The sequence below is a fragment of the Mastigocoleus sp. MO_188.B34 genome (genome assembly GCF_030065675.1).
Taxonomy (GTDB): Bacteria; Cyanobacteriota; Cyanobacteriia; order Cyanobacteriales; family Nostocaceae; genus Mastigocoleus.
In genome coordinates this window covers 13,896-37,576 of sequence record NZ_JASJDK010000048.1, presented here as the reverse complement: position 1 = coordinate 37,576, position 23,681 = coordinate 13,896, and the positions used below count along the sequence as shown (strand labels likewise).

At 37.3% G+C, this 23,681-nt stretch carries 13 protein-coding genes and 1 pseudogene; 6 read left to right on the top strand and 8 right to left on the bottom strand.

The genetic code is table 11. The annotated features are described in order from the left end of the window. Nucleotides 1-656: 656 nt before the first annotated feature. The 3 genes and pseudogenes from QNJ50_RS13795 to QNJ50_RS13785 all read left to right on the top strand — a co-directional run. A pseudogene (locus tag QNJ50_RS13795) lies at nucleotides 657-794 on the top strand (pentapeptide repeat-containing protein); the annotation flags it as partial. A gap of 182 nt (nucleotides 795-976) precedes the next feature. Continuing rightward, nucleotides 977-3,070: an AAA-like domain-containing protein gene (locus QNJ50_RS13790; RefSeq protein WP_300636075.1), complete on the top strand. Its 2,094-nt coding sequence runs from the start codon at nucleotides 977-979 to the stop codon at nucleotides 3,068-3,070. Beyond that, nucleotides 3,063-6,317: an AAA-like domain-containing protein gene (locus QNJ50_RS13785; RefSeq protein ID WP_300636074.1), complete on the top strand. Its 3,255-nt coding sequence runs from the start codon at nucleotides 3,063-3,065 to the stop codon at nucleotides 6,315-6,317. The genes QNJ50_RS13790 and QNJ50_RS13785 overlap by 8 nt, the downstream gene beginning before the upstream one ends. Before the next feature lie 68 nt (nucleotides 6,318-6,385). Here the strand turns inward: QNJ50_RS13785 and QNJ50_RS13780 are convergent, their stop codons facing one another. The 5 genes from QNJ50_RS13780 to QNJ50_RS13760 form a co-directional block, all read right to left on the bottom strand. Further along, complete coding sequence (locus tag QNJ50_RS13780; protein ID WP_300636073.1) at nucleotides 6,386-7,606, bottom strand: amidohydrolase family protein; 1,221 nt, start codon at nucleotides 7,604-7,606, stop codon at nucleotides 6,386-6,388. Nucleotides 7,607-7,835: 229 nt separating this feature from the next. Then, nucleotides 7,836-9,194, bottom strand: coding sequence for a glutamine synthetase family protein (locus QNJ50_RS13775; RefSeq protein ID WP_300636072.1), 1,359 nt, complete (start codon nucleotides 9,192-9,194; stop codon nucleotides 7,836-7,838). Between the two features lie 337 nt (nucleotides 9,195-9,531). Next, nucleotides 9,532-10,704 carry a molybdopterin-synthase adenylyltransferase MoeB gene (gene moeB, locus QNJ50_RS13770; protein WP_300636071.1) on the bottom strand — a complete coding sequence of 391 codons (1,173 nt, stop codon included), beginning with the start codon at nucleotides 10,702-10,704 and terminating at the stop codon, nucleotides 9,532-9,534. A gap of 221 nt (nucleotides 10,705-10,925) precedes the next feature. After that, nucleotides 10,926-11,408 carry a M67 family metallopeptidase gene (locus QNJ50_RS13765; protein ID WP_300636070.1) on the bottom strand — a complete coding sequence of 161 codons (483 nt, stop codon included), beginning with the start codon at nucleotides 11,406-11,408 and terminating at the stop codon, nucleotides 10,926-10,928. Nucleotides 11,409-11,522: 114 nt separating this feature from the next. Beyond that, on the bottom strand, nucleotides 11,523-11,756 hold the full coding sequence (locus QNJ50_RS13760; protein WP_058183668.1) for a ferredoxin family protein: 234 nt from the start codon (nucleotides 11,754-11,756) through the stop codon (nucleotides 11,523-11,525). Between the two features lie 478 nt (nucleotides 11,757-12,234). Here QNJ50_RS13760 and QNJ50_RS13755 point away from each other — a divergent pair, with 478 nt between their 5' ends. Next, the gene (locus tag QNJ50_RS13755; protein ID WP_300636069.1) at nucleotides 12,235-13,086 is read left to right on the top strand and encodes a pentapeptide repeat-containing protein; all 852 of its coding nucleotides are present in this window, start codon (nucleotides 12,235-12,237) and stop codon (nucleotides 13,084-13,086) included. 150 nt (nucleotides 13,087-13,236) lie between these two features. Here the strand turns inward: QNJ50_RS13755 and QNJ50_RS13750 are convergent, their stop codons facing one another. From QNJ50_RS13750 to QNJ50_RS13740, 3 genes are all read right to left on the bottom strand, one after another. After that, entirely contained in the window at nucleotides 13,237-17,220 is a 3,984-nt protein-coding gene (locus tag QNJ50_RS13750) for an NB-ARC domain-containing protein (protein ID WP_300636068.1), read from the bottom strand. 883 nt (nucleotides 17,221-18,103) lie between these two features. Next, on the bottom strand, nucleotides 18,104-18,739 hold the full coding sequence (locus tag QNJ50_RS13745; RefSeq protein WP_300636067.1) for a cobalt-precorrin-8X methylmutase: 636 nt from the start codon (nucleotides 18,737-18,739) through the stop codon (nucleotides 18,104-18,106). Nucleotides 18,740-18,815: 76 nt separating this feature from the next. Next, nucleotides 18,816-19,628, bottom strand: coding sequence for a DUF1868 domain-containing protein (locus tag QNJ50_RS13740; RefSeq protein ID WP_300636066.1), 813 nt, complete (start codon nucleotides 19,626-19,628; stop codon nucleotides 18,816-18,818). A gap of 915 nt (nucleotides 19,629-20,543) precedes the next feature. Between QNJ50_RS13740 and QNJ50_RS13735 the strand changes: the two genes are divergently transcribed. Together QNJ50_RS13735 and QNJ50_RS13730 are read left to right on the top strand one after the other, a co-directional pair. Beyond that, a complete protein-coding gene (locus tag QNJ50_RS13735; protein ID WP_300636113.1) occupies nucleotides 20,544-21,335 on the top strand; it encodes an ion transporter in 792 nt (263 codons plus the stop codon). A gap of 1,137 nt (nucleotides 21,336-22,472) precedes the next feature. After that, a complete protein-coding gene (locus QNJ50_RS13730) occupies nucleotides 22,473-23,549 on the top strand; it encodes a tetratricopeptide repeat protein (RefSeq protein ID WP_300636065.1) in 1,077 nt (358 codons plus the stop codon). Nucleotides 23,550-23,681: the final 132 nt, after the last annotated feature.

The window sequence follows — 23,681 nt, the reverse complement described above, 5'->3', positions numbered from 1 at the left end:
AAAATTCTGATCAGAGTATTTCTTTTTGGAGTCGGAGAAAAATTATATTTGCGACTGTATTTTTGATGTTATTAATTTCTTCCGGGTCTTGCTTTATATATTTTGTAGTATCTTTATTTTCAAAACCTCTTTCAATTTTTCCCACATCAATTCCGTGGATTAATGGCGAATCTGAGTGTAAGCATACTAATCGAACGTGGCGCGATGGGGAATGTTGGGATTATAAACATGATGTGAGGTTTTAATATGGGGATTGGTAATTGGTAATTTTTAATGATACTCAATGTCATACCTCAAGCAATTGCTTATGGGTCAAAAATCATGATCCCCCTAAATCCCCCTTGGGAAGGGGGACTTTGAGATGATGTGAATATTTATTAAGTAAGAATACTTTTGTTGTTTATATGATGCTCCGCTTTTAAAGCGACTGCGTAAGTTTGATTGCAAATTATATATTAAGAATTACAGAATTACGCCTTATGTGAATTAGAAGCTTAAATAACCTAAATTCGTAGGAATAATCACAAGCGTGATTTAAGCCGGTTCTTGAAACCCTTGATATTAGAAAGCTGAATTTAATTCACATCAGCCATGAATTATTGGGTTTCTGATTTCAATGATTAAATCGGAATCAGTAAGGAGCACTCACAGATGCTAACCTTAGTCGTATTGATTTCAGAAATGCGGATCTTAGAGGTGCGAATTTGACAGAATCAAATTTGCAAGAAGCTGATTTGAGTAACACTGATGTTGAGGAAGCGTGGTTTGGAGCTAATCTCGGAATTTCGGAATAAATGAAGCGCGATCTGATTTATCGCAAAGTAAATTTTATATATTTAGCATTAAAGCATAAGATAAACATATGTTGATACTGTTAATTGCAGCATTTCATGGCATTATCAAATGAAAATAATTTAGAATATTAGGTAACTGATTAACAATATAGTCTTTCATTTTTAATTTTAGATTTGGCGGCATGGTGAAAAAAATCCTGCTTTTATCAGCCAATCCCACAGATACTTCTAAGCTAAGCTTAGATCTAGAGGTGCGGGAAATTGAAGCAGGTTTAGAACGTGCTAAACATCGACAGGAATTTGAAATTATCCCTAAATTAGCGGTGCGAATAGAGGATTTACGCCGTGCTTTGTTGGATTATGACCCACAAATAGTACATTTTTCTGGACATAGTGTAGGAGATGGAGGTTTAGTACTAGAGAATAATTCCGGACAAATGCAATTGGTAAGTGTACAATCTCTGGCAAGGTTATTTAAGTTATTTCAAGACACAATCGAATGTGTTGTACTTAATGCTTGTTATTCAGAAGTGCAAGCAGAAGCAATTCATCAACATATCGATTATGTTATCGGGATGAGCCAAGCTGTAGGAGATAAAACTGCAATTAATTTTGCAGTAGGGTTTTATGATGCTTTGGGAGCAGGTAGAAGTATTGAAGATGGGTTTGAGTTTGGTTGTACATCAATTGATTTGAAGGGTATTCCAGAAGGCTCAACCCCAGTGTTGAAAAGCAAAAAATCCAAAACTCGAGATAGTAAACGTATATTTATTAGTTATAAAAGATATGCACAGCCAGATCAACAGGTGGCTTTAGAAATTTTCCAAACAATGTCACCTTACCATGAAGTTTTTATCGACCAAAAAATTCTGGTTGGTACACGTTGGGCTGAAATGATTGAGATACAAATTTGCCAAGCTGATTTTTTGATTGTCTTGCTTAGTGAGCATTCAGTTCACAGTGAAATGATAGAGACAGAAATTCGCATGGCACATGAGTTTGGACAAGTTCAGAAGGGAAGCCCCACAATTTTACCGGTGCGGCTCAATTATCGCGAGCCATTTCAGTATCCTTTAAGTGCTTATTTAAACAACATTAACTGGGCATTTTGGCAAGATCTTTCAGATACACCTCGTTTAATTAAAGAATTAAAGCAAGCTGTTGCTGGTAATCAATTAACCATCGATAAACCGCCAAGGAAGATTGAACTAATTCAGGAAAGCAAACCTTCACCTTTACCCCGACCTTTCCCATCAGCACAGCCATCACCATTAGAAATGCCGTCAGGTACAATGGATAGTTCTTCAGTGTTTTATGTGGAACGTCCAAGTGATGCGATCGCACTACGAATAATTCAACGACGGGGAGTAACAATTACGATTAAGGGGCCAAGACAAGTAGGTAAAAGTTCGCTATTAAATCGTATTATTGATGCAGCAGTTAAGGCAGGCAAACGAGTTGCTTTTTTAGATTTTCAACTTTTTAACAAAGCAGCTTTGAACGATCCTGAAATTTTCTTTCGTCGATTTTGCTTTTGGCTGGCTGATGTACTGGAAATCGACGATAAAGTAGATGAGTATTGGAATCCAGCATTAGGTAACAGCAGATGTTGTACTCGCTACATAGGTCGCTACATTTTGAAAGAGTTGAGTCAACCACTAGTTTTAGCAATGGATGAGGTAGACAAAGTCTTTGATAGCGACTTTCGGAGCGATTTCTTCGGGATGTTGCGTAGCTGGCATAACAGTCGTGCTACTAAACAGATCTGGAAAAATCTTGATTTAGTACTTGTTACTTCTACGGAACCTTATCAGTTAATTGACGATCTGAATCAGTCTCCTTTTAATGTGGGGGAAGTGATGGAATTAGCAGATTTTACCCCGGAACAACTAGCTGACCTGAACCAACGCCATAATTCACCCTTTAACGTCAATGAAGAGAAACAATTAATGATGTTGCTTGCTGGGCATCCTTATTTGGTGCGGAAGTCTTTATACTCGGTTGCGAGTGGACAAATTTCTCCTGCTGAATTGTTTGCTAATGCTAGTGCCGAGCATGGTTTGTTTGGCGATCACCTACGTCATCTCTTATCGCTATTACGTAATAAAACAGAATTAATTCAAGGTCTGTCAGAAGTTATTAATCATAACAGCTGCAAAGATAAACTTGTTTTCTGGCGACTCAGAGGCGCAGGTTTAGTGCGGGAGTCGGGGAGAAGAGTATTGCCCCGTTGTCAACTTTACGCCGGTTATTTCCAGGATAATCTTCATGTCTGAAGGAAATAAAACAAACATTTACACTTTGGGTGGGACAGTACAGGCTGGTGATGGTATTTACATTCCCCGCAAAGCTGATCAAGAATTATTGGCTTTATGTCAACAGAGTATTTTTGCTTATGTCCTTACATCTCGCCAAATGGGTAAATCCAGTTTGATGGTACAGACTGCAGAACAACTAGCGGTGGAGAAGATTGAGTCGGTTGTAATTGATTTAACTCAGTTGGGGGTCGGTTTAACAGCCGAACAATGGTATCTGGGTTTACTCAGTACTATTGAAGATACTTTGATGTTAGATACAGATGTAGTGGAATGGTGGCAGCAATACTCCCATCTTGGTTTAACTCAGCGACTAACTCGGTTCTTTGGGAAAGTTTTGTTGGTTGAGGTGAGATCGCCTATAGTTATTTTTGTTGATGAAATTGATACTACTCTCAGTCTAAATTTTACGGATGATTTTTTTGCGGCAATTCGTTACTTATATTTAGCTCGCGCTCAAAATCCAGAATTTAAAAGACTTTCCTTTGTGTTGATTGGAGTCGCAACACCGGGGGATTTAATCCGCGATCCGAAGCGAACACCTTTTAATATTGGACAGCGAGTAGATTTAACTGATTTTACTTTTGAGGAAGCACTACCCTTAGCAAAAGGGTTAGGAGAGAAAACCGAGTCAGCACAGCATTTGCTTAGATTTGTTTTGGAATGGACTAGGGGACATCCATATTTAACCCAACGTCTGTGCAGCATTATTGGTAAACAGCATAAAGACGATTGGTCGCGAAAAGAAGTGAAGCAGGCGGTCAGTAGTACATTTTTTGGAATAATGAGTGAGCAAGATAATAACTTGCAGTTTGTGCGGGATATGCTCACCAAACGTGCTCCAAATCAAGATGAGGTATTGACGTTTTATCGGCAGATTCGCTTGGGTAAGGAAACTATTTTGGACGAAGAACAATCGATCATTAAATCGCACCTGAAACTGTCGGGAGTGGTGCGACGCGAGAATAATGTTTTACGGTTGCGTAATCGGATTTATGGACAAGTATTTGACCGTAGATGGATTAATGAACATTTATCATTTAGTTTGCGAGATCGATGGAACAAATTAAAGCCTGCTCTTCCTTCTTTTATAGCCTTGTCGACTATTGCAGCTTCTATAGGATTGGTGGCATTGTATTCCACTATAGCGTGGCGGAATGCTGAAATCAGTGAAATTAAGACTTTAGTTGTAAGCTCTTATGGCTTTTTGCCCTCAGATGGACGGAAAGCTCTTGAATCAAGCTTAAAGGCTGCGACAAAAATGCAAGATAAACCCTGGATAGATGGGAATACCCGCACCCAGGTAGAAATAGCATTATTAAATACAGTTCACAATGTTGCTGTACCCAACAACTTAGGAGGACATGCAAAATCAGTTTGGGGTATCACATTTAGCCCTGATAGAAAACTCCTTGCTTCTGCAAGTGCTGACAATACAGTGAAATTGTGGAATATAACCACTGGCAAAGTAATCAAAACCCTTAAAGGGCACACAAATGAAGTTTATAGTGTCATTTTCAGCCCTGATGGGAAGCTTCTTGCTTCTGCGAGTGGTGATAAAACGGTAAGACTGTGGGATACCACTACCCACAAAGAAATCAAAACCCTCAAAGGTCATACAAATGAAGTTTATGGGGTTAGCTTCAGTTTTGATGGGAGGCTACTTGCTTCCACAAGTCGTGACCATACCGTAAAACTTTGGGATACTATTACCCATAAAGAAATTACATACCTTAAAGGGCATAAAGGTTCGGTGATTGCTGTCAGCTTTAGCCCTGATGGCAAGTTCCTTGCTTCTGCGAGTGGTGACAAAACGGTGAAACTTTGGGACACCACCACTCACAAAGAAATCAAAACCCTCAAAGGTCATAAAAATGCAGTTTATAGTGTGAGCTTCAGTGCTGATGGAAAGCTTCTTGCTTCTGCAAGTGCTGATAAAACAGTAAAGTTGTGGGATACCACTACCCACAAAGAAATCAAAACCCTCAAAGGTCATACAAATTGGGTTTACAATATCAGCTTTAGCCCTAATGAAAAGCTTCTTGCTTCTGCAAGTACTGACAAAACAGTGAAACTATGGGATACCACCACCTACAAAGAAATCAAAACCCTCAAAGGTCATAAAAACGAAGTTTATAGGGTCAGCTTCAGCCCTGATAGCAAGCTTCTTGCTTCTGCCAGTTTCGACAAAACAGTGAAACTTTGGGACACCACCACTCACAAAAACATCAAAACTCTCATCGGGTATACAAACCACGTTCATAGTGTCAGCTTCAGTCCTGATAGCAAGCTCCTTGCAACTGGAGATGCTAACAAAATGGTAAAACTGTGGGATACAGCAACCCGCCAAGAAATTAAAACTTTCAAAGGTCATACAAATCAGATTTGGGGCGTCAGCTTTAGTCCTAATAGCAGGCTCCTTGCTTCTGCTAGTTCAGACAACACGGTGAAACTTTGGGACACCACCACCCACAAAAGAATCAAAACCCTCAAAGGTCATACAAATCAGGTTTGGGGCGTCAGCTTCAGTCCTGATAGTAAGCTCCTTGCTTCTGCTAGTTCAGACAACACGGTGAAACTTTGGGACACCACTACCTACAAAGAAATCGCAACCCTCAAAGGTCATACAAATCAGGTTCGGGGCGTCAGCTTCAGTCCTAATAGCAGGCTCCTTGCTTCTGCTAGTTCAGACAACACGGTGAAACTTTGGGACACCACTACCTACAAAGAAATCGCAACCCTCAAAGGTCATACAAATCAGGTTTGGGGTGTCAGCTTCAGTCCCGATGGTAAGCTTCTTGCTTCTGGGAGTCGTGACAATATAGTGAAATTTTGGGATACTACCACCCAAAAAGAAATCGCAACCCTCAAAGGTCATACAAAATCCGTTGTTGGCGTCAGCTTTAGTCCAGATGGTAAGTTCCTTGCTTCTGTAGGTAGTGACAACACTGTGAGATTGTGGGACACCACTACCCACAAAGAAATAAACAGCCTTACAGGACATACATACTGGGTTTATGGTGTCAGCTTTAGTCCAGATGGTAAGCTCCTTGCTTCTGCAAGTCTTGACAACACTGTTAGGCTATGGAAATTGGATTTTGATTATTTACTTGAAGAAGCATGTGATTTTATGCGCGAGTACTACAAAATCAATCCTATTGATGATCAACAAGAAAACAAGTATATGTGTGATGCTTTTAATAAGTAGTAGTAAATAAAATTTTTTTGTAAATCAATTTGTATTTCAAATCCGATTTAAATATCGCTATTCATAGATTACACATTCAACCCATAAACCCGATCGCTATTTCCCCGCAAAACAGCCACAGCCATTTCCTCAGCTTCCTTAACAGTTAAATCCGCATCTTTAACAGCATCATCCAACACTTCACCCAAAACTTTCCGCCCCCATTTTGCACCTAAATAATATAAATCGGGAATCAAATGAGCATCGGAAGAATACATCAATTTACTAACAGGTGCTAACTCCATTAGTTGACTGATAATATTTCTCATTCCCGCCATACTTAAGGAAGGTATAGCCAAACCTAAACCGATATAAACATTGGGATAAACCGATGCTAAATAACCAGCTTCACGGGTGTAAGGATAGGAAGTATGCAACAAAACAATCGGAACATCACGAAAGCGATTATCTTCTAATAAAAATCTTAAGTGCAAAGGATTTGCTTGGCGTAAATCTAAATCTGGATCGCCAAATCCCGTGTGAAATTGGATTGGTATTTTATGTTTTGCTGCGACTTCTAAAGTTTGGATAATTAAAAAGTCAATTAAAGATTTATCACTTAAACGGGGTACTTGTTCTCTAGGACTTACGCACTCGTTACCAGTTTCTAATGATTTGAGATTGCTTCCTTGCGTCGCAATGACTGTAATTGTGTTGTCCGTGGGTAAGTCCTGTTCTCCCGTAGTTTGTTTGATTTGATTAAATTTATCTTTAACCATTGCTAATTCCACAGGCTTAATTTCTAAACCCGTACGATAAGCAGCAATACTTTTAAAACCTACTACTTCAGGCGGTGGGGGGTCAATTTCTGCTCTAAACCTTTCCCGAAATTCCTCAAAACTATTCACTTGCGAGATCAAATTTTGAGCAACATCTTCTATCCTTAATAATCGTCTGACAGACACAAATTGTTGATGCCATTGCCAAGGTAAAATTTCTTGAGGAAGAAAACCATCATCCAACAAAATAGCATCTAAATTAGCAGCATTAAAACAAACTTTTGTTAACTCTTCTAACCCTAAATTATTTCTTGAGGCGATAATTTCTGACTCTTGAGGTTTGCATTTTAATAAGTCTGCCATATCCCGCAAACTGCGACGATAAAACAAAGTATGACAGACATGATTATCAATAATATCGGGATGATGAGCTTCAGTAAAAGCAGCAGCATAAGGACGACTTGCGATCGCTTCTGGCTTTAACAAATTATGAGCATGTTGGTCGATCGCAGGAATATCCCAAAGTTCCATAGTTCAAATTCCTCCCTCGGGGGAGGTTAGGAGGGGGTTAGATCTCTCGGGGGAGGTTAGAAGCTTTAGATAAGCCTAAATTTCTTCGTAGAGACGCGACAGAGGCTAACGCCGACGCCGCAGGCTCTGTCGCGTCTCTACATTAAAAAAAGTCTTAACTGAACTGTATTGGCTTAGATCTCTCAGGTGAGAAAGCTACCCAGTACAATCAAAAACCAGAAATTTTGAATCAATATCTTGACAGTAGTATCTTCACTTCCTCTTCTATTCTCATATTCTTCATTCCTTCCCACTCAGCCTGACGCACAGCAATAAGTGCTTGAAATAGATCCGGCCCCAAAGCATTTTTTAGCATATTATTATTAATCAGATTAACATTGGCATTTCCCAAAGAAATTGGTAAAGAATCTATTCCCAATTTTTCTCGTTCTGTTTCGGAGAGATGTCCAGGGTCAACGCTCACCTGTTTTCCAAGTTTTAGACCGCGCTTAATTCCATCCAAACCTGCTGAAATTACACTTCCCAAAGCTAGATAGGGATTAGCAGCACCATCAACGGTTTTTAGTTCAAAATGACTGGGAGAAAAATTACTAGAAGAAGGTGAAGCAAAACTAGTAGGTACCCTGATCGCAGCTTCCCGATTATCAAATCCCCAACAACGAAACGCACCACTCCAGGAATGGGGAGAAATCCGACGATAAGAATTAACGCTAGGTGTTGTCAGCGTCATTAAAGCAGGTAAATGCTCAAGAATTCCAGCCATGAAACTGCGAGCAGTTTTAGAAATTCCATCAATCCCATCTGGGTCAGAAATAATATTTTCCTCACCCTTCCACAAACTCAAATGCAAATGACAACCATTACCAGCTTTATTCTCAAAAACTTTTGGCATAAAAGAAGCCGTAAGTCCATGTTTGAGCGCTACTCCTCGCACCGTTTCCCGAAAAGCAATTTGTCTGTCAGCAGTTTGTAAAGCATCACTATAACGAATCGAAATTTCATGTTGACCTGGACCTGATTCAGGATGATACCGTTCAACTTGAATTGATTGAGCAGCCAAAGCATCAGTAATATCATTAATTACAGCACAGTTAATATCCATCCCCAAAGTAGAAGCAAAAACTGTGTCATCGGTGGGTACTATCCCATCAGAATTAGATTTCAACAAATAAAATTCGTTTTCAAAAGCCGCTTTGACCTGCAAACCAAAATCTTGAGCTTTAGCGATCGCATTTTTGAGAAATCCACGGGGACACAAAGACCAGGGATCTCCATCCTTGAATATATTTCCAATGACCCTAGCATGGGTAGGAGCGTAGGGTAAAACATTGAGGGTAGACCAATCAGGAACAATCCAAGCTTCACCAACCGGAGCAATACCTGTTTCCGGAACCACCACATCATACATTACAGGAAATGCTTGTTGTGCAACTGTAATGCTGACTCCTTTATCAAAATGTTCTGTTAATACGTCAACATGAAAAGCTTTAGAACGGATGATGTTGGCGTTGTCACAGAAGAGAACCCGGACAAATTTAATATTGTTTTTTTGAAGATGTTTAGAAATATTAGAAATATCTGTTTGCATATTCAATTACTAAAGTTCGTATATATAGCGCTAAGCGCAAGTCAGAAGTCAGAATTCAGGAGTCAGGAGTTGTAGAGACGTAGCATGCTACGTCTCTACAGAAGTCAGAAGAATTAATCCCTTACTCATTACTTATTACTTATTACTTATTACTCATTACTCATGATTTGTTTTTTCCATAACGGAAGTGTAGCAATATTATATGAAATTGGTATTATTACGGTACTGCTATAAATTATGGATTTATGAAACGATTAAGGACGCACCAATGTGCGTCCCTAAAGACAAAAAATTAAAACACAAATAATGGTATTAATTGTTTCACCCAACTTTCCAATTAATATTCTGGAACAGATGGATCGATTTCTCGACTCCAAGCAGTAATACCACCCTTAACATTAATACCCTCAATTCCATTTTCTTTGAGAATACCCAAAGCTTTAGCCGAACGTCCGCCCATCTTACAATGAGCAATTAGACGATGACCATTAAGTATTTCCTTAACCTTGTCAACACCCGCACCATTTTCTATATCTGGAAGGGGAACGAGTACAGAGCCAGGAATTTGAGCAATTTCATACTCATGGGGGTTGCGAACATCTAGCAGAACAAAATCTTGTTTCCCGCTATCTAGTAACTCTTTCAAGTCTTTGACAGACATTTCTTGGATATCCATTTGCCTTTTCGCCTCCTCGGCTTTTGCTTGGGGAATACCACAAAACTGTTCGTAGTCTATCAGTTTTTCAATTACAGGACGTTCTGGGTTTGGACGAAGCTTTAATTCCCGGAATTTCATTTCCAAGGCATTATAGAGCAATAATCTACCACTGAGTGTATTACCTTGTCCGATAATAACTTTGATAGTTTCCGTTGCTTGGATACCGCCAATCATGCAGCATAATACCCCTAAAACCCCACCTTCCGCACAAGAAGGAACCATTCCTGGTGGTGGTGGTTCGGGATAAAGATCGCGGTAATTTGGTCCACCTTCGTAATTAAAGACCGTTGCTTGTCCTTCAAAACGGAAAATAGAACCGTAAACATTAGGTTTGTTTAACAGTACACAAGCATCATTAACCAAATATCGTGTCGGGAAATTATCAGTCCCATCTACAACTACATCATAAGATTCAAGTATAGAAAGGGCATTTTCCGAACTGAGGCGAGTTTCGTATAAATCAACCTGACAGAAAGGATTAATTTCTAGAATACGACTTTTAGCGGATTCAATCTTAGGTTTACCGACCCAAGAAGTTCCGTGAATTACTTGACGTTGTAGGTTAGAACTATCAACTACATCGAAATCTACAATACCGATGCGTCCGATACCAGCAGCTGCAAGATATAACAGTAATGGCGAACCTAGTCCACCAGTACCGACACATAAAACACTAGCTGCTTTTAAGCGTTTTTGCCCATCTAAGCCGACTTCCGGCAAAATTAAATGACGGGAATAACGTTCGTAATCGTCTTTCGTAAGTTGGATATCATCCAAATTCGGATTAAGCATAACTGTGGAATGAGGAAGCCCAGAATTTTTATCGTACCCAAAAAAGATACCTTTTTGATATTTGTGATTTTTAACTTAACTTTTTGTATGGGTAATTGGTGATGGGTAATTGGTAATGGGTAATGAGTAATGAGTAATGAGTAAGGGATTAATTCTTCTGACTTCTGACTTCTGTAGAGACGCGACATGTCGCGTCTCTACGATTTCTGACTCCTGACTCCTTACTTCATTTCCCAAATTTCTTCTGCTTGAAACTTATCTTTGCTATCCAAAACCCAGCTATTAATTTCAGCAGCTTTACCATCCTGCACTGAAACAATCATGTAAGAATATTCTTGCCAAGCACAATTGCGATCAAATTCTGAAGGTTCCGCAGGGTAATCGGGGTGGGAATGAAAAATACCAATGATATTTATTCCTGAGTCACGCGCTGACTTTTGTGCTTTTAACATCACCTCGGGTGCGATCGCATATCGCCGTCTTTTAGAAAAACTAATACTTTTATCGATATCATCACTCAGCTTGTCATCGGAAAAATCTAATGCTGTATCTGGATTCCAAGCATTTTCAGTCAATATTATCTCCGTCACAGTTTTTTGAGTTTCAGTCAAAGAACCTAGCAAAATACCACAGCATTCCTCTGGATAAGTACTTTCAGCATGCTGAAAAATATCTTGTAAATGTGTAGCGAGCAGTTGAATCACGATTTTTACCAAATATTCCCAAACCTAAATATTCCCAAACCCAAATATTTGTAGAGACGCGCCAGAGGCTAACGCCGACGCCGCAGGCTCTGGCGCGTCTCTACAATAAAAAATTTATAATGGCAGTGGTGTTTTTTGTAAATCTGGTCTTTCTTCAGGAACAATAGCCCCTTCAACCGGACAAACTTGGATACAAATACCACAATCGATACAGGTGTTGAAATCAATCCAGTACCAATCAGTTCCCTTCATATTTTTACCGGGACCATCATGAATACAAGCTACTGGACATGCATCAACGCAATCCGCGATGCCTTCACAGACATCAGTAACTATTGTATGTGACATAGCGTTCTCTCTGCTTGGATCTTCTGAATTTAAGTTAGCAGTTAATAGGGTAGCAAGAATAGCTTGAAGATTCAGAATTGAGTATTTTTAGCTTCGTATATTTTTGCTATCGAAGAAAATTCGTCTTATTGTTCTTATTGTTTTGTTAAATATTGTTTTATTAAATAAAGTGGCAAGTTAGAAAATGGCAAGTTAGAAAGTGCCAAATTAGGAAAATGCAAAATTAGGGTGCTGTTAGCATAAGCGTAGCGCACCATTCCAAGTTTCAGAATTACAGCTTATTAAATTATCGTTCCTTAGCTTTTTATTTTATTTTTTCCCTCGCACTGGCTAATATCATATAATTATTTTATTTATTCGTATATTGAAACACTTTTTGTTAAAATCTGTCTAAAGAAATATGGAAATCACAGGCATAACTCAAAGTATGTTTGGATTTTCATAAGAAAATAAGTAAATAAATTACGTAGATAAATTCGTGGATACTCTTTCTCAATGGCTTAAATCAGATGAGGTTACTTCACCATCAGGTATCCCAGCTGAAGATGTTATTTGTGTAGATAGTGAGACTTCCAAGAACGAACAAAAAGATTTAGCGTTTACTATGGCTGAGCATGATGCTGTTGATGAATCAGAAAACATACAATCAGCATTAACAGTTACATATGTTGTGGATTTAGAACCAACTGCAGAAATTGATAATGTATCTCATTTAGAAAATAATATTCTCGAAAACATCTCTGATGGGAAAGACCTCAGTGGTTTAGACCTGAGTGGCGCTAATCTGAAAAATACCAATTTGAGTGGCGCTAATCTCAGTGGTGTTGATCTTAGTGATGCTAATTTGAGTGGTGCGAATCTAAGCAATGTAAATCTCAGTGGTGCTAAACTTAGTGGTGCTATCCTCATAAATGCTGATCTAACTGGTGCCGATCTCTGGGGGGCTGACCTTAGTAATGCAGATATGATAAATGTTGTTCTCAAAAGAGCTAATATTAGTGGTGCAATACTAAGTAGTGCCGATCTAAGTAATGCGAATCTCAGTGGTGCAGATTTAAGTAGTGCCGATCTAAGTAGTGCCGATCTGTGGAGTGCTGACCTCAGCAGTGCTGACTTTTGGGACGCCGATCTGAGTGGTGCTATTCTCAACCGCGCTGACCTTATAAATGCTAACCTTACTCTAACTAATCTTAATGATGCTGACCTTACCCTAGCTGATTTTACTCTTGCTAAAAACATCACAATTAAAAATATTAAAGAAGCTTTCAACTGGGAACAAGCAAAATATAATCCAATATTTCGCAAAAGACTTGGCTTATTGGCAGCATAGTTCTAAATAGTTCTAACTTAACAGTTAACAAAATACGCCTTATATGATTTTGTTTAGTTCCCTAAACTGTTAATTAACCCTTGATAATATTCAGAACCAAATAAACCTGATAACTGTTAACTGATAACTGTAGCCCATCAGGGCGTTGTGTTAGCTATAAACTGAAATACTTCCTAATTCCTGTAGGGTAGTTTTTTGTGCTTCTGTTAAACCTGTAGTTTTATAAAGATTCATGTTTTCGTAAAGACGAGGAATCTTTAGGGTTTGCAAGCACTGAAAAGTTTCTACATCCCAAACTTTAATTGCTGAATCTCCATCACTGCTAATTAAAGTCTTTCCATCAGAACTGAAAACAACTGACATTACCCATGTTTCACAAGCATCAATGGAAACAATGTATTCGCCTTTTACCACATCCCAAAGTTTAATAGTGCGATCGCTACTGCAACTTGCGAGTAAATTACCATCAGGGCTGAAAGTAAGACCTAAAATCCAATTTGTGTGACCTGAGAATATATTCATACATTTACCTGTAGTAATATCCCACAGTCTGACAGTCATATCTGCACTATTTGCTGTTGCTAATATATTTCCTTGGGGATGAAAAGCTACTCGCCACGTTAATATACTATCCCCTTTAAAACTTTGACGACATTCTTTAGTTTCTAAATCCCAAATTCTCACCGTATCGTCAAAACTTCCCACTGCAATACTTTTACCGTCTGGGCTAAAATCTACAGACATTGCATAATATTCTGGCAATGTATGTAACAGTTCTCCCGTTAATGGATCCCATAAACGGACAGTGCGATCGTAACTACTACTTGCTAAAAGGTACCCAGATTTTGGTTGCAACCCAATGAAATTTGCAGGAACTGGACTAAAAGCAAGCCCTGTAACCAAACTTTTGTGTCCTCGCAAGACTTTGATGCATTCACCTGTTTCTACATTCCACAACCTAATTGTTAGGTCTGCACTACCACTGGCAACAATTTTACCATCGGGGCTGAATTCTACAGCAAATATGTATTCAGTATGTCCCCGTAGAGATTTTGCATCTAATGTCTGCAAATTCCACAACCTGACGATGGAGTCTTCGCTCCCACTAGCAATTAAACCTATTTGTTTTTCCCCAGTTTGGTCAGATTTAGTAGGTTTAGAGGAATCAAGCTTTAAGGAATCAAGCCTTGAGGAATTAAACTTTGAGGGATTAAACTTTGAGGGATTAAACTTGGAAAAGTAAGCTACAGAACCAACCCAACTATGTCTTGCTTTCAAGGTTCTGATACATTCTCCATTTGCAATATCCCACAACTTGATAGAAAAATCCTGACTGCAACTTAACAGTAAAGTTCCTTGGGCATTGGAGACAATGTTATCAACAGAATTTTTATGACCTTGGAAGATTTTAATACATTTTTTGGTCATAATATCCCAGAGGCGAACTTTTCCATCGACACTACAACTAGCCAATAAATTAGGTTTGTCCCCAACAAAGGTGATACTCATAACTCCATGTCCGTAACCATCCAAAACACCAATACAAGATTTACTTTGGATGTCCCACAACCTAATAGTTTGGTCTAAACTACAACTAGCTAAAACACCTTGAGAATTAATAACTACTCGTTTCACCCATTCTCGATGCTCGATGAAAGTGTGAATGCATTCCCCGGTTACTAAATCCCATAATTTCACATTTCCATCGTCACTAGCACTGGCGATCGCTCCGTCCATGGAAGAGTTTATGGTTATTAAATTCTCTGTGTCTGTAGTTCCTGTATCAGTAAATTTTTGATCTGTAGAGTCTTCTTCTAAAAATTCTTCTTCTAAAACTTCTTTTTCTAGAAACACATTTGGAATGAGAGCTATACCCCAAATCCCCTTAGTATGACCTCGTAAAACTTTAGTACATTCTTTTGTTACAATATTCCAAATTCTGATAGTACAGTCCGCACCACTACTGATTAAAGTTTTCCCATCAGTTGTAAGTACAGCATTGTAAACACTACCTTGGTGACCTTGCAAAGTTTTTATACATTGTCCGGTCGAGGTCTCCCAAAATTTAATGGTTCCATCGTGGGATGTACTGACAAAAGTACTATCATTTATGTAAATAAGACTCCATACAGGTCCTTTATGTGCTTGGTAATTCGTCAGGAGTTCGCTGGTTGCAAGATTCCACAGAAAAATTAAACCCTCTGAATGACCTGTAACTAATGTTTTACCATCTGGACTAAATACTGCAGACATTGCAACACCAAAAGTCTTAGCAAATACGGAATTAGATAGGTCACTATGACTAAAATTAACCTGTTGCAGGGGTGTTTCTTGGAAATATGCTTGCCAAATACTCAAATAGGACAAATTATACCCCCGCAAATCCGCTTGGAGGTGAGATAACAAGTTAAGGATATTACCTGCAGCATATCCAGGTTCTAATACTGGGTTAGGGGAAGAAACAATGTTCTCAAAGTTAATTTGCTGTAACTCATATAAGATATTGGTAAGAGTAGTTTTAATTCCTTGTTTGTGGTGGAGTTTCAGTAACAGTTGTTCGATAACGGGCTGAAGAATTAATTTGGTTTGGGTAATGCGGATATAATCCTTAGCTGTAGCTTGAATTAGAGTGTGAGTATTAAAAGTTTTGTGCGCAAAGCTAGGAGCAAAAGCAGGTACATTTAAATTATGAGTTTTATCTTCTATTTCCTTCGTCACCTTTTGAATTAGCCTTCTGGTGACATATTCCATAACTACAGGTTGCAAAGTAAATTTTATCGAAGTACCCGTACTCTTACCTGTACTCTTGGTTTTATGTAACGAATTTTTACTTTTTTCAATTAAACTACGGCGACTTAGAAACTCCAATGCTTCTAACATTTTCATTGGAGATACCGGTAAAACAAAATCAGCACGTAATTTTTTCAGGGTTACGGGTTCGCGGTTAATTGCTAACCAATAAAGTAAATCTTTTTCCAAATCTGATAGGCGATGGAATTGCTGACTTAATAAGTCATAGATACTACCAAAAACCATTGTTCCTTGGCTGCAAAATTCTTGAACATCGCCATCAAATAGTTCCCGAATTGTAGTTGCAACAATTTTGAGAGCTAAAGGGTTACCGCCATAATGATTAATTAAATATTCCCACTCAGCCTTGTAGTCGGAGGAAAAACCTTTCGTTTGTAACAATTCCAAAGCCGCATCTTCCCCTAGTCCTTCTAAATTTAGCGATCGCACGGGTAAAGTTTCCCCTTCCAATGCAGCGACTTCCCGAGGTTTTTCCCGACTAGTTAATAACAAACAACTTTGGTGAGGTGTTTCTGCTATTCGTTGCCAAAATTGTCCGTAATTTTCATATCCAGTTTGATAATATCCGCTATTATCCCCACTTGCTAAAATTGATTCAACATTATCGAGAATTATAAGATAGCGACGCGATCGCAAATAGCTAAGAAATTGAGAAATCAACTCGCCGATATTCTCCGATATGTTAACGTCTTCACCTTGAGCGCAAAATAGCAAAAGACTCTTTAATAATTCTTCTAAGGTTTGTGAATTACGCAAACTACGCCAAACTACAAACTCAAACTTTTCTTCTAATTGTTGTGCTAACTTTACCGATACCGAAGTTTTACCAACACCCCCGATCCCCAATAAAGCAACCAAGCGACAATTGCTATTAACTATCCATTTCTCCAACTGCGTCAATTCTTCAAAACGCCCAAAAAATATTGAAACATCAACTGCTTCACCCCAATCTGTCTTTTGTCTGAGATATTGGTGATCGGGTTTCAGGTCTGAAATTTGGGACTTTAAGCCTTGATTTAGAAATTTTTTTTCTATTTTTGTATGCTTTATATTTCCAGGTTTTGTATAATCATCTTGGGTTAAGTGTAAATTGAATGCGTAAAAAAAATATTCCAAAGTCTGTTTGTCTACCGCTTCTTCACCAGCTAGTACTTTAGAAATGGTGAAAGGTGCTAGCTGGGTACGAAAACTAAGCTCTTCTAGAGTAAATTTCGCACCATCATTTTCTAAACATTCAGCTTGGTGTTTTGCATTGGTTAGTTTTTGTAACCCAACATCTGTCAGAATTACGCCGCGTTTGCGTCTTCGCTTTTGCCGTTCCATTGGCAGATTTAAGAAAAGGTTTTGGGGAATAAATTATATATGTCCTAATTTTTATACAACTTCATGGACATTATTTTCTGTATTATGAGTTTTTTTTAAGCTTGGGTGAGGAGATAAAACTGCAAATTGAGCGTAAGGTAGGTTAAAGTTGAATCTATAGGCTTTAAATCAAGCTTTTAACATCCAAAGTGCAACCTACCCTAAGGATGATTTTGACTGGAAATAACATTTGTATTTGGAGAGATAATTCATTGATTTTGATATGGGAGCACAACACCAGCGCTTAATAGTCCGCTAAAAATATGCGTAAAAACAATGAATACACGCCTAATCGGTCAAAAGTGTTCCTCAAGATCGAATGCAATATTGACAATCGAAGACTAAAATGGAGTAATTCTTAACCGATTGTTAATTCGTTAGATAAGAAAAGCCACCCTTTAATTTTTAAGTGTGGCTATAGTTCGTGTTGTATATATGGTAAATAACACCCTAGTACCTGTAAGTTAACATCGTACGTGTTAAAAAGTATTAGAATGTCAAGATTTCAAGACATTCGCAAGGGTGCCCAAAAACTTTATCTAGTAGCGAAAAATACTGGATAAAGTTTTTCAAAATACACCGACTAAGGCGCAATATTACTGAATAAACAAATATTTTTCGCTGAGGGAAACAAAATAATGTTTGCGTACACAGTTTTATTGGTGACATAGTGTATTGTGAATACACTTAGATAAAAACAAGTTTCATTTTATTCGAGAGTGAATGAATGTAGATCGATTTTCTAAATACAGGATGAACTTGAAGGATCTATCGCACCTCGCAAAAACACTATTCTTATTTCGTTTTTGTCAATTGTTTGATACATTCATTTATTATTCTGCTCTCAGTTTTGAATTTGACTTGAATTTGACTTTGCTTTCCAAGCAAGTGTAATTAAAGCATTGATAATTGCTGCTGCAACGGAGGAACCACCCTTGCGTCCTTCAACGCAAATTTGATGTACCGATGTTTGTACAAGCACAGTTTTGGATTCAACTACAGAAATAAAACCAACAGGAGCACCAATAATTAAAGCTGGTTTAACATCAGCATTTCTTACTTCCTGACAAAGTGCTAATAAAGCGGTGGGTGCATTACCAATAACAAAAATTGCATGGGGAAATTCTCGATAGCATTTTAATAAACCGGTTTCTGTGCGAGTTCTTCCTGGAAGTGGTTCCTCAACTTGAGATACTGCACTAATTAATTGATTATTAAAAGTACGGGACAGTAAACCTGCAATTCCTTGTTTTACCATCCCAACATCAGTCACAATTGGTACCCCTTCAAGTAGAGCAGAAATTCCACTTGCGATTGCGTTGGGAGAAAACTTTACTAAATCCTTGAATTCAAAATCAGCAGTAGAGTGAATAACCCGGCGGACAATAGCATACTCATCTCGTTCAAATTCATGTCCGCCAATTTCACGGTCAATAACCGCGAAACTTTGTTCCATAATTGGGTGTATGGGTAAATTCATTAAAATCAAACAATCAAGATTCTAGCAATCAAAAGTCTAAAAAAAAGTCCAGAAGTTCAAAATCTAGAAGTTAGATCTAGAATTCGACAACCCGGGAATCAAAATCCAATATTGGCCAATTGTGCTCGCGATAGAATCGATTCATATCATCAAATTTTCGTAATTGAGCGCAGCTTACTACCATTTCAGGTGAATTAGATGACCATTTTTGGTTTAAATCGGAAAACATCAGCCCTAAACGCTCTCTGTCTAAATCGGAAGGAACTTTGCCAAAGTATCCCAAAGTAACATGGGCTGTAAAATGATAATGTTGCTCAATGCCTAAACCGACAAGCTTGGGATTTTGATAAATGGCTCTACGAAGATTAATGATATTGGCATAGCAAACTTCATTTTGAGGTACCAAACAGACACCTACAGCCCTCGGCATGACTAATAATCCTAACATTTGCCAGCGAATCGAACTATTGCCAAAATCGAATAATCGATCATGACTCTGAAAAATTTCTGTAAAGCAACTGTGTAAATCTTCTTCAAAGTTGGGATTACTTTCACAAGCATCGCGATAAGCACTATCCCAAATCAAGTCTGCTAAGGTGAAATGTAAGCTATCGGTAGGTACTGGTACGATAAAATCTTCATTGAATGGTGGCTCCAATAATTGTTGTTGGTATTGAATTAAAGTTCTGTAAAAAGCAGAATTTGCAGTATCTTCTTCACAGGGTGGAGTAATGACTGTATAACCAGGAAAAGGAGAAGCTTGTCTTACCCCTTCGCTGTTGAGCTTAAACTTGAAAGATTCTTGAATATGCTGTACTTGGGATTTGTAAGCTTCCGGTAGGGTCATTCGTGCTACCCGATTTAGATAAGCCTGATAGTTGTTGTCCAACTTTGATTTCCTTTTACTCTCCTTTGATAGATTGTAAGTAAATTGAATGAAGTTGACTAAGGGATTAGTCCTCAAATTTTGCGAACCTAGTACCGCTGCGCGGAAGTCAACCTACTTATTGCGTGTCTGTCGTACGTAGGACGTAACAGACCGCGCCGCCGCGCCCGCCGCGCCCATAGGGTGAGCAAAACAGACTGCGTCCTACGGACGTTAGTGTTCGAACGCCGCAGGTGCGGTCTAGCGGAGTAAAAGTGTAGTTTTTACTAGCTTTGACCTTTTATAAATGGGTGCTTTATTGCTGCCGTGATGGTCTGTTCAATTGAATTTAAATTTATTTAATCCACATTTCTAAAAAGCCGTTAATTAACTTCAGAATAATTACAGTAATATATATTAAGTACTAGCATTATTCATTACTAATTATTTAATATAAAACAAGTATTGTACACACTTTATCTACATAAATCATCTTGCACTATAAATACTACTTATTAAAATCAAAATAATCATTGATATCAAATACTTTTAACTAATAAAATCACAAATAAATATTACAAATATTTAAAAATAACTATGTATTGATATGTAAGGTGTAACCCATTGAACAAGGATTATAAAGCTTAAGGGTTAAACTACAAATAATATTGTTTTGACTTAAGAATTCTTTAGCAATGTCGCAATATATTTAGTTACGAAACTATATATATTGGCAATTTAACCAGCCTTTATAGTTATCTTTTGTAAAAAAAATTATCAATTGTTATTCTTCGGTTATGTTTCTGATGGATATATATGGATATATAAATATATAGCAAAAATAGTTTTTATGATTAGATTATGATCACAAACTAAATAGTTGTCAGAGTATCAGAGATTAAAAATAATATTACAAATAACCTTATGGTGAATTTAGCTATGTCACTAAATAAAGATAGATTTACATTTTTAATCGAAAACTTAGACATACAGAAAAATCAGGCAGTTAATTTATCAATAGTTTTTCTAGTTATTATATCTTCAGGAATTTTTGTCATCCAAACTTACTCAATTCCCGCCAATATAGAATTTATACTCGGCATAATAAATACAAATATTTTAATTTGCTTTGCTATTGAGTACTTATTACGTTTATGGAATCAGGAAAATAAATTTAAATACATATTCAGTTTTTATGCAATCATTGATTTAATAGCTATCTTGCCTGGTTTTATTGGAATTATTGATACTAGTTTTATCCGTATCTTACGATGGTTTAGAATTTTACGTTTGATTCGATTTATAGAGAAAAAGTCTTTGTTTGGAATTATTAATAATGAGGATTTATTAATTTTTGTCAGAATACTATTTACTTTATTTGCAATTATTTTTGTTTATTCTGGTTTGATTTATCAAGTAGAACATTCAGTAAACCCTGAAGATTTTCGTAATTTTTTAGATGCATTTTATTTTTCTATTGTCACTATGACGACCGTAGGTTTTGGTGATGTCACTCCAATTTCAAGTAGTGGTCGTTTGTTAACAGTTTTGATGATTTTAACAGGAATTACTTTAATCCCTTGGCAAATTGGCGACCTTGTAAAACGACTAATCGAAATATCTAATAAAGTAAAAATACTTTGCTACAACTGTGGTTTAGCTTTCCACGAACCAGATGCAGATTTCTGTAAAAAATGTGGTGAAAAGTTACAGAAAGTCCCAAATAAATAACAAAACTTTGTAAATAATAAAAATAAACAATAAAATAAACAATATTAAATAATAAGAAAAATACCATACCATAGATATAAATTTATGAATATTGCATGGAAATGGCTAAAATATGGTTATATGCGCAAATAAAGTTTTTTTGAAGAGATAAAAATTAGAGTGTAAGAGAAAAAACACTAACTTTGTAGTATTTATATATACTTGTTACTTGTGATTTACGTAATCGCAAATCCAACTAAATGTAAAAATTCTAGCTATGATGAACGTCTTCTACAGAGTAGTTTGGAAATTCAGGTTATTGCATAAATTTTGTGTTATCAAAATTCAATAGAGGCTCGTTATTTTTCTCAAATACTTAAAGAAGAGAAGAATAAGTCTTTATTGTTTAAAGAATCGGCTTACTCTAGATTATTTAATGTCTTATCTTAGGTTTGTCTGCGATCGCGGTCACATCTCAGAATCTTTTAAATCACTAGTTTCTATTTTGTCGAAGTATAAAAAAGTGTGCGTCAAATCACAAAAGAACCTATAATTAAAGAGTAATATATAACCCGAATCGTTCCATAGTAGTTCCCTAGACAATATAGTTTAGTGTTGAACCCTGTTATTTAAACTTTTTAGGTAAGGGTTATCTTTATTTAAGACTTAACTGAATAGTTTTAGCCGACTGCATTATCTTTACGTACCAGTAAAACAGCTTAAATAGTAATTTCCAATAAACTGTTTCAGGAAATGCTTATTAGGCTTTGGTATTTATTTACTGTCAGTTGTAAATTTTGAATACCAGATAATTAAAACCAGGGATAGCCATTTGTTTTACATGGAGAATAATAAAAGTTGCTAAACTTTACGATCTCCTAAATCCAAGGGAAAAAGTAAGACCTAAGCTCTTCTAATCAAATAAATAGAGTTGACATAACCCTAAGAAGAACTGAGTGCTTTTATTTCATCAAAAATAAAATATCTCATACGTCAATCAATTGACATGATGCATGAATTCAATCGTAAAGGTTACGTATACAGCTAGTAAATATGGCTAGTTAATTACGAATAGTTGACCTGACAACGATTGATTACATGTGAAAACTAAATCGATTTTCAATTACGGACAGTAAGGTAGAGCCCGGAGAAGTCAAGATGAAAGGATCTAGAATTGCTTCAATGCTGTTGGTATTAGGTGCTTTTGCTGCGGTAGATGCATTTGCACCCGATTATATGCAAGCTAAAGCTAAAAAAAGCGCAGAGCGCGAATTGATAACAGCGACAGCAAATTTATCAACAAAAACTCTTCGGGGTTCTGGGATCGAACCATCAGTTGATGGTAGTACAAAAGTATCATACTACATAAGTAGAGGAAATCAGCATTACCTAAGAGGAAATCTCAAAGAAGCAATAGCTAATTTCGACCGAGCATTGCTAATGAATCCTGCAAATTCTGATGCTTATTACAAAAGAGGACTTGTACGTTATCAGTTGAGAGATTATCGCGGTGCAATTTCTGATTACAGCGAAGCTTTAAAAATAAGTCCGAACCATGTGGATATCTATATTAGTAGGGGTAATGCTCGTGATGATTCAGGAGATGGAGTAGGAGCAATACAAGATTATACTCGGGCTTTAAAAATTGATCCCAATCATTCCTATGCTTATTTAAATCGTGGGATCGCTCATTATCGTCTACGAGAGTATAAAGCTGCGATCGCAGATTACAATCGGGTATTACGCAACAATTCTAACGATGCATCTGTTTATTTAAATCGCGCTCTTGCTTATCATGGTTTAAAAAATTATGGCGCAGCAGTTGCAGATTATACAAAAGTTTTACAGCTTAAACCTAATGATATTGAAACTTATAACCGCAGGGGAAACATCCGCGTTCAGATGCAAGACTATCGGGGAGGGATTGCAGATTACACTAGAGCTTTAGAAATAGATCCCAATAGTGCTCATACATATTACAACCGGGGAAATCTCCGTACTGAGTTGCAAGAATTCGAAGAAGCTATAAAAGATTATACAAAGGCTTTAGAAATTAATCCGAATTATGCTCAAGCATATGGGAATAGAGCAATTGCTCGTTATAGTTTAGACGATGTTGATGGAGCCATCGCCGATCTACAAAAAGCTGTAAATATCTTTAAAAAACAAGGACAAACTGCGGAAGTTCAAAAAGGGATCGATTTGATTGAGGAAATCAAAAGCGACCAAGCTTAGTTGAGTTGGGGTGTGTTGTCCCAACTAGCGAAAAGTAACGGATCTGCAGGTAGCGCAGCTATAGGCTATCCGAGCCACCGACGCCACAGGCTCTAGATATTGTGGTGCAATACACCATTACAATAACCGATA

What these genes read in the sequence shown, in the direction of transcription:
- QNJ50_RS13790 (WP_300636075.1), top strand. Translation starts at nt 977, where the DNA reads ATGGTGAAAAAAATCCTGCTTTTATCAGCCAATCCCACAGATACTTCT.
- QNJ50_RS13785 (WP_300636074.1), top strand. Translation starts at nt 3,063, where the DNA reads ATGTCTGAAGGAAATAAAACAAACATTTACACTTTGGGTGGGACAGTA.
- QNJ50_RS13780 (WP_300636073.1), bottom strand. Translation starts at nt 7,606, where the DNA reads ATGGAACTTTGGGATATTCCTGCGATCGACCAACATGCTCATAATTTG.
- QNJ50_RS13775 (WP_300636072.1), bottom strand. Translation starts at nt 9,194, where the DNA reads ATGCAAACAGATATTTCTAATATTTCTAAACATCTTCAAAAAAACAAT.
- moeB (WP_300636071.1), bottom strand. Translation starts at nt 10,704, where the DNA reads ATGCTTAATCCGAATTTGGATGATATCCAACTTACGAAAGACGATTAC.
- QNJ50_RS13760 (WP_058183668.1), bottom strand. Translation starts at nt 11,756, where the DNA reads ATGTCACATACAATAGTTACTGATGTCTGTGAAGGCATCGCGGATTGC.
- QNJ50_RS13750 (WP_300636068.1), bottom strand. Translation starts at nt 17,220, where the DNA reads ATGGAACGGCAAAAGCGAAGACGCAAACGCGGCGTAATTCTGACAGAT.
- QNJ50_RS13745 (WP_300636067.1), bottom strand. Translation starts at nt 18,739, where the DNA reads ATGAATTTACCCATACACCCAATTATGGAACAAAGTTTCGCGGTTATT.
- QNJ50_RS13735 (WP_300636113.1), top strand. Translation starts at nt 20,544, where the DNA reads ATGTCACTAAATAAAGATAGATTTACATTTTTAATCGAAAACTTAGAC.
- QNJ50_RS13730 (WP_300636065.1), top strand. Translation starts at nt 22,473, where the DNA reads ATGAAAGGATCTAGAATTGCTTCAATGCTGTTGGTATTAGGTGCTTTT.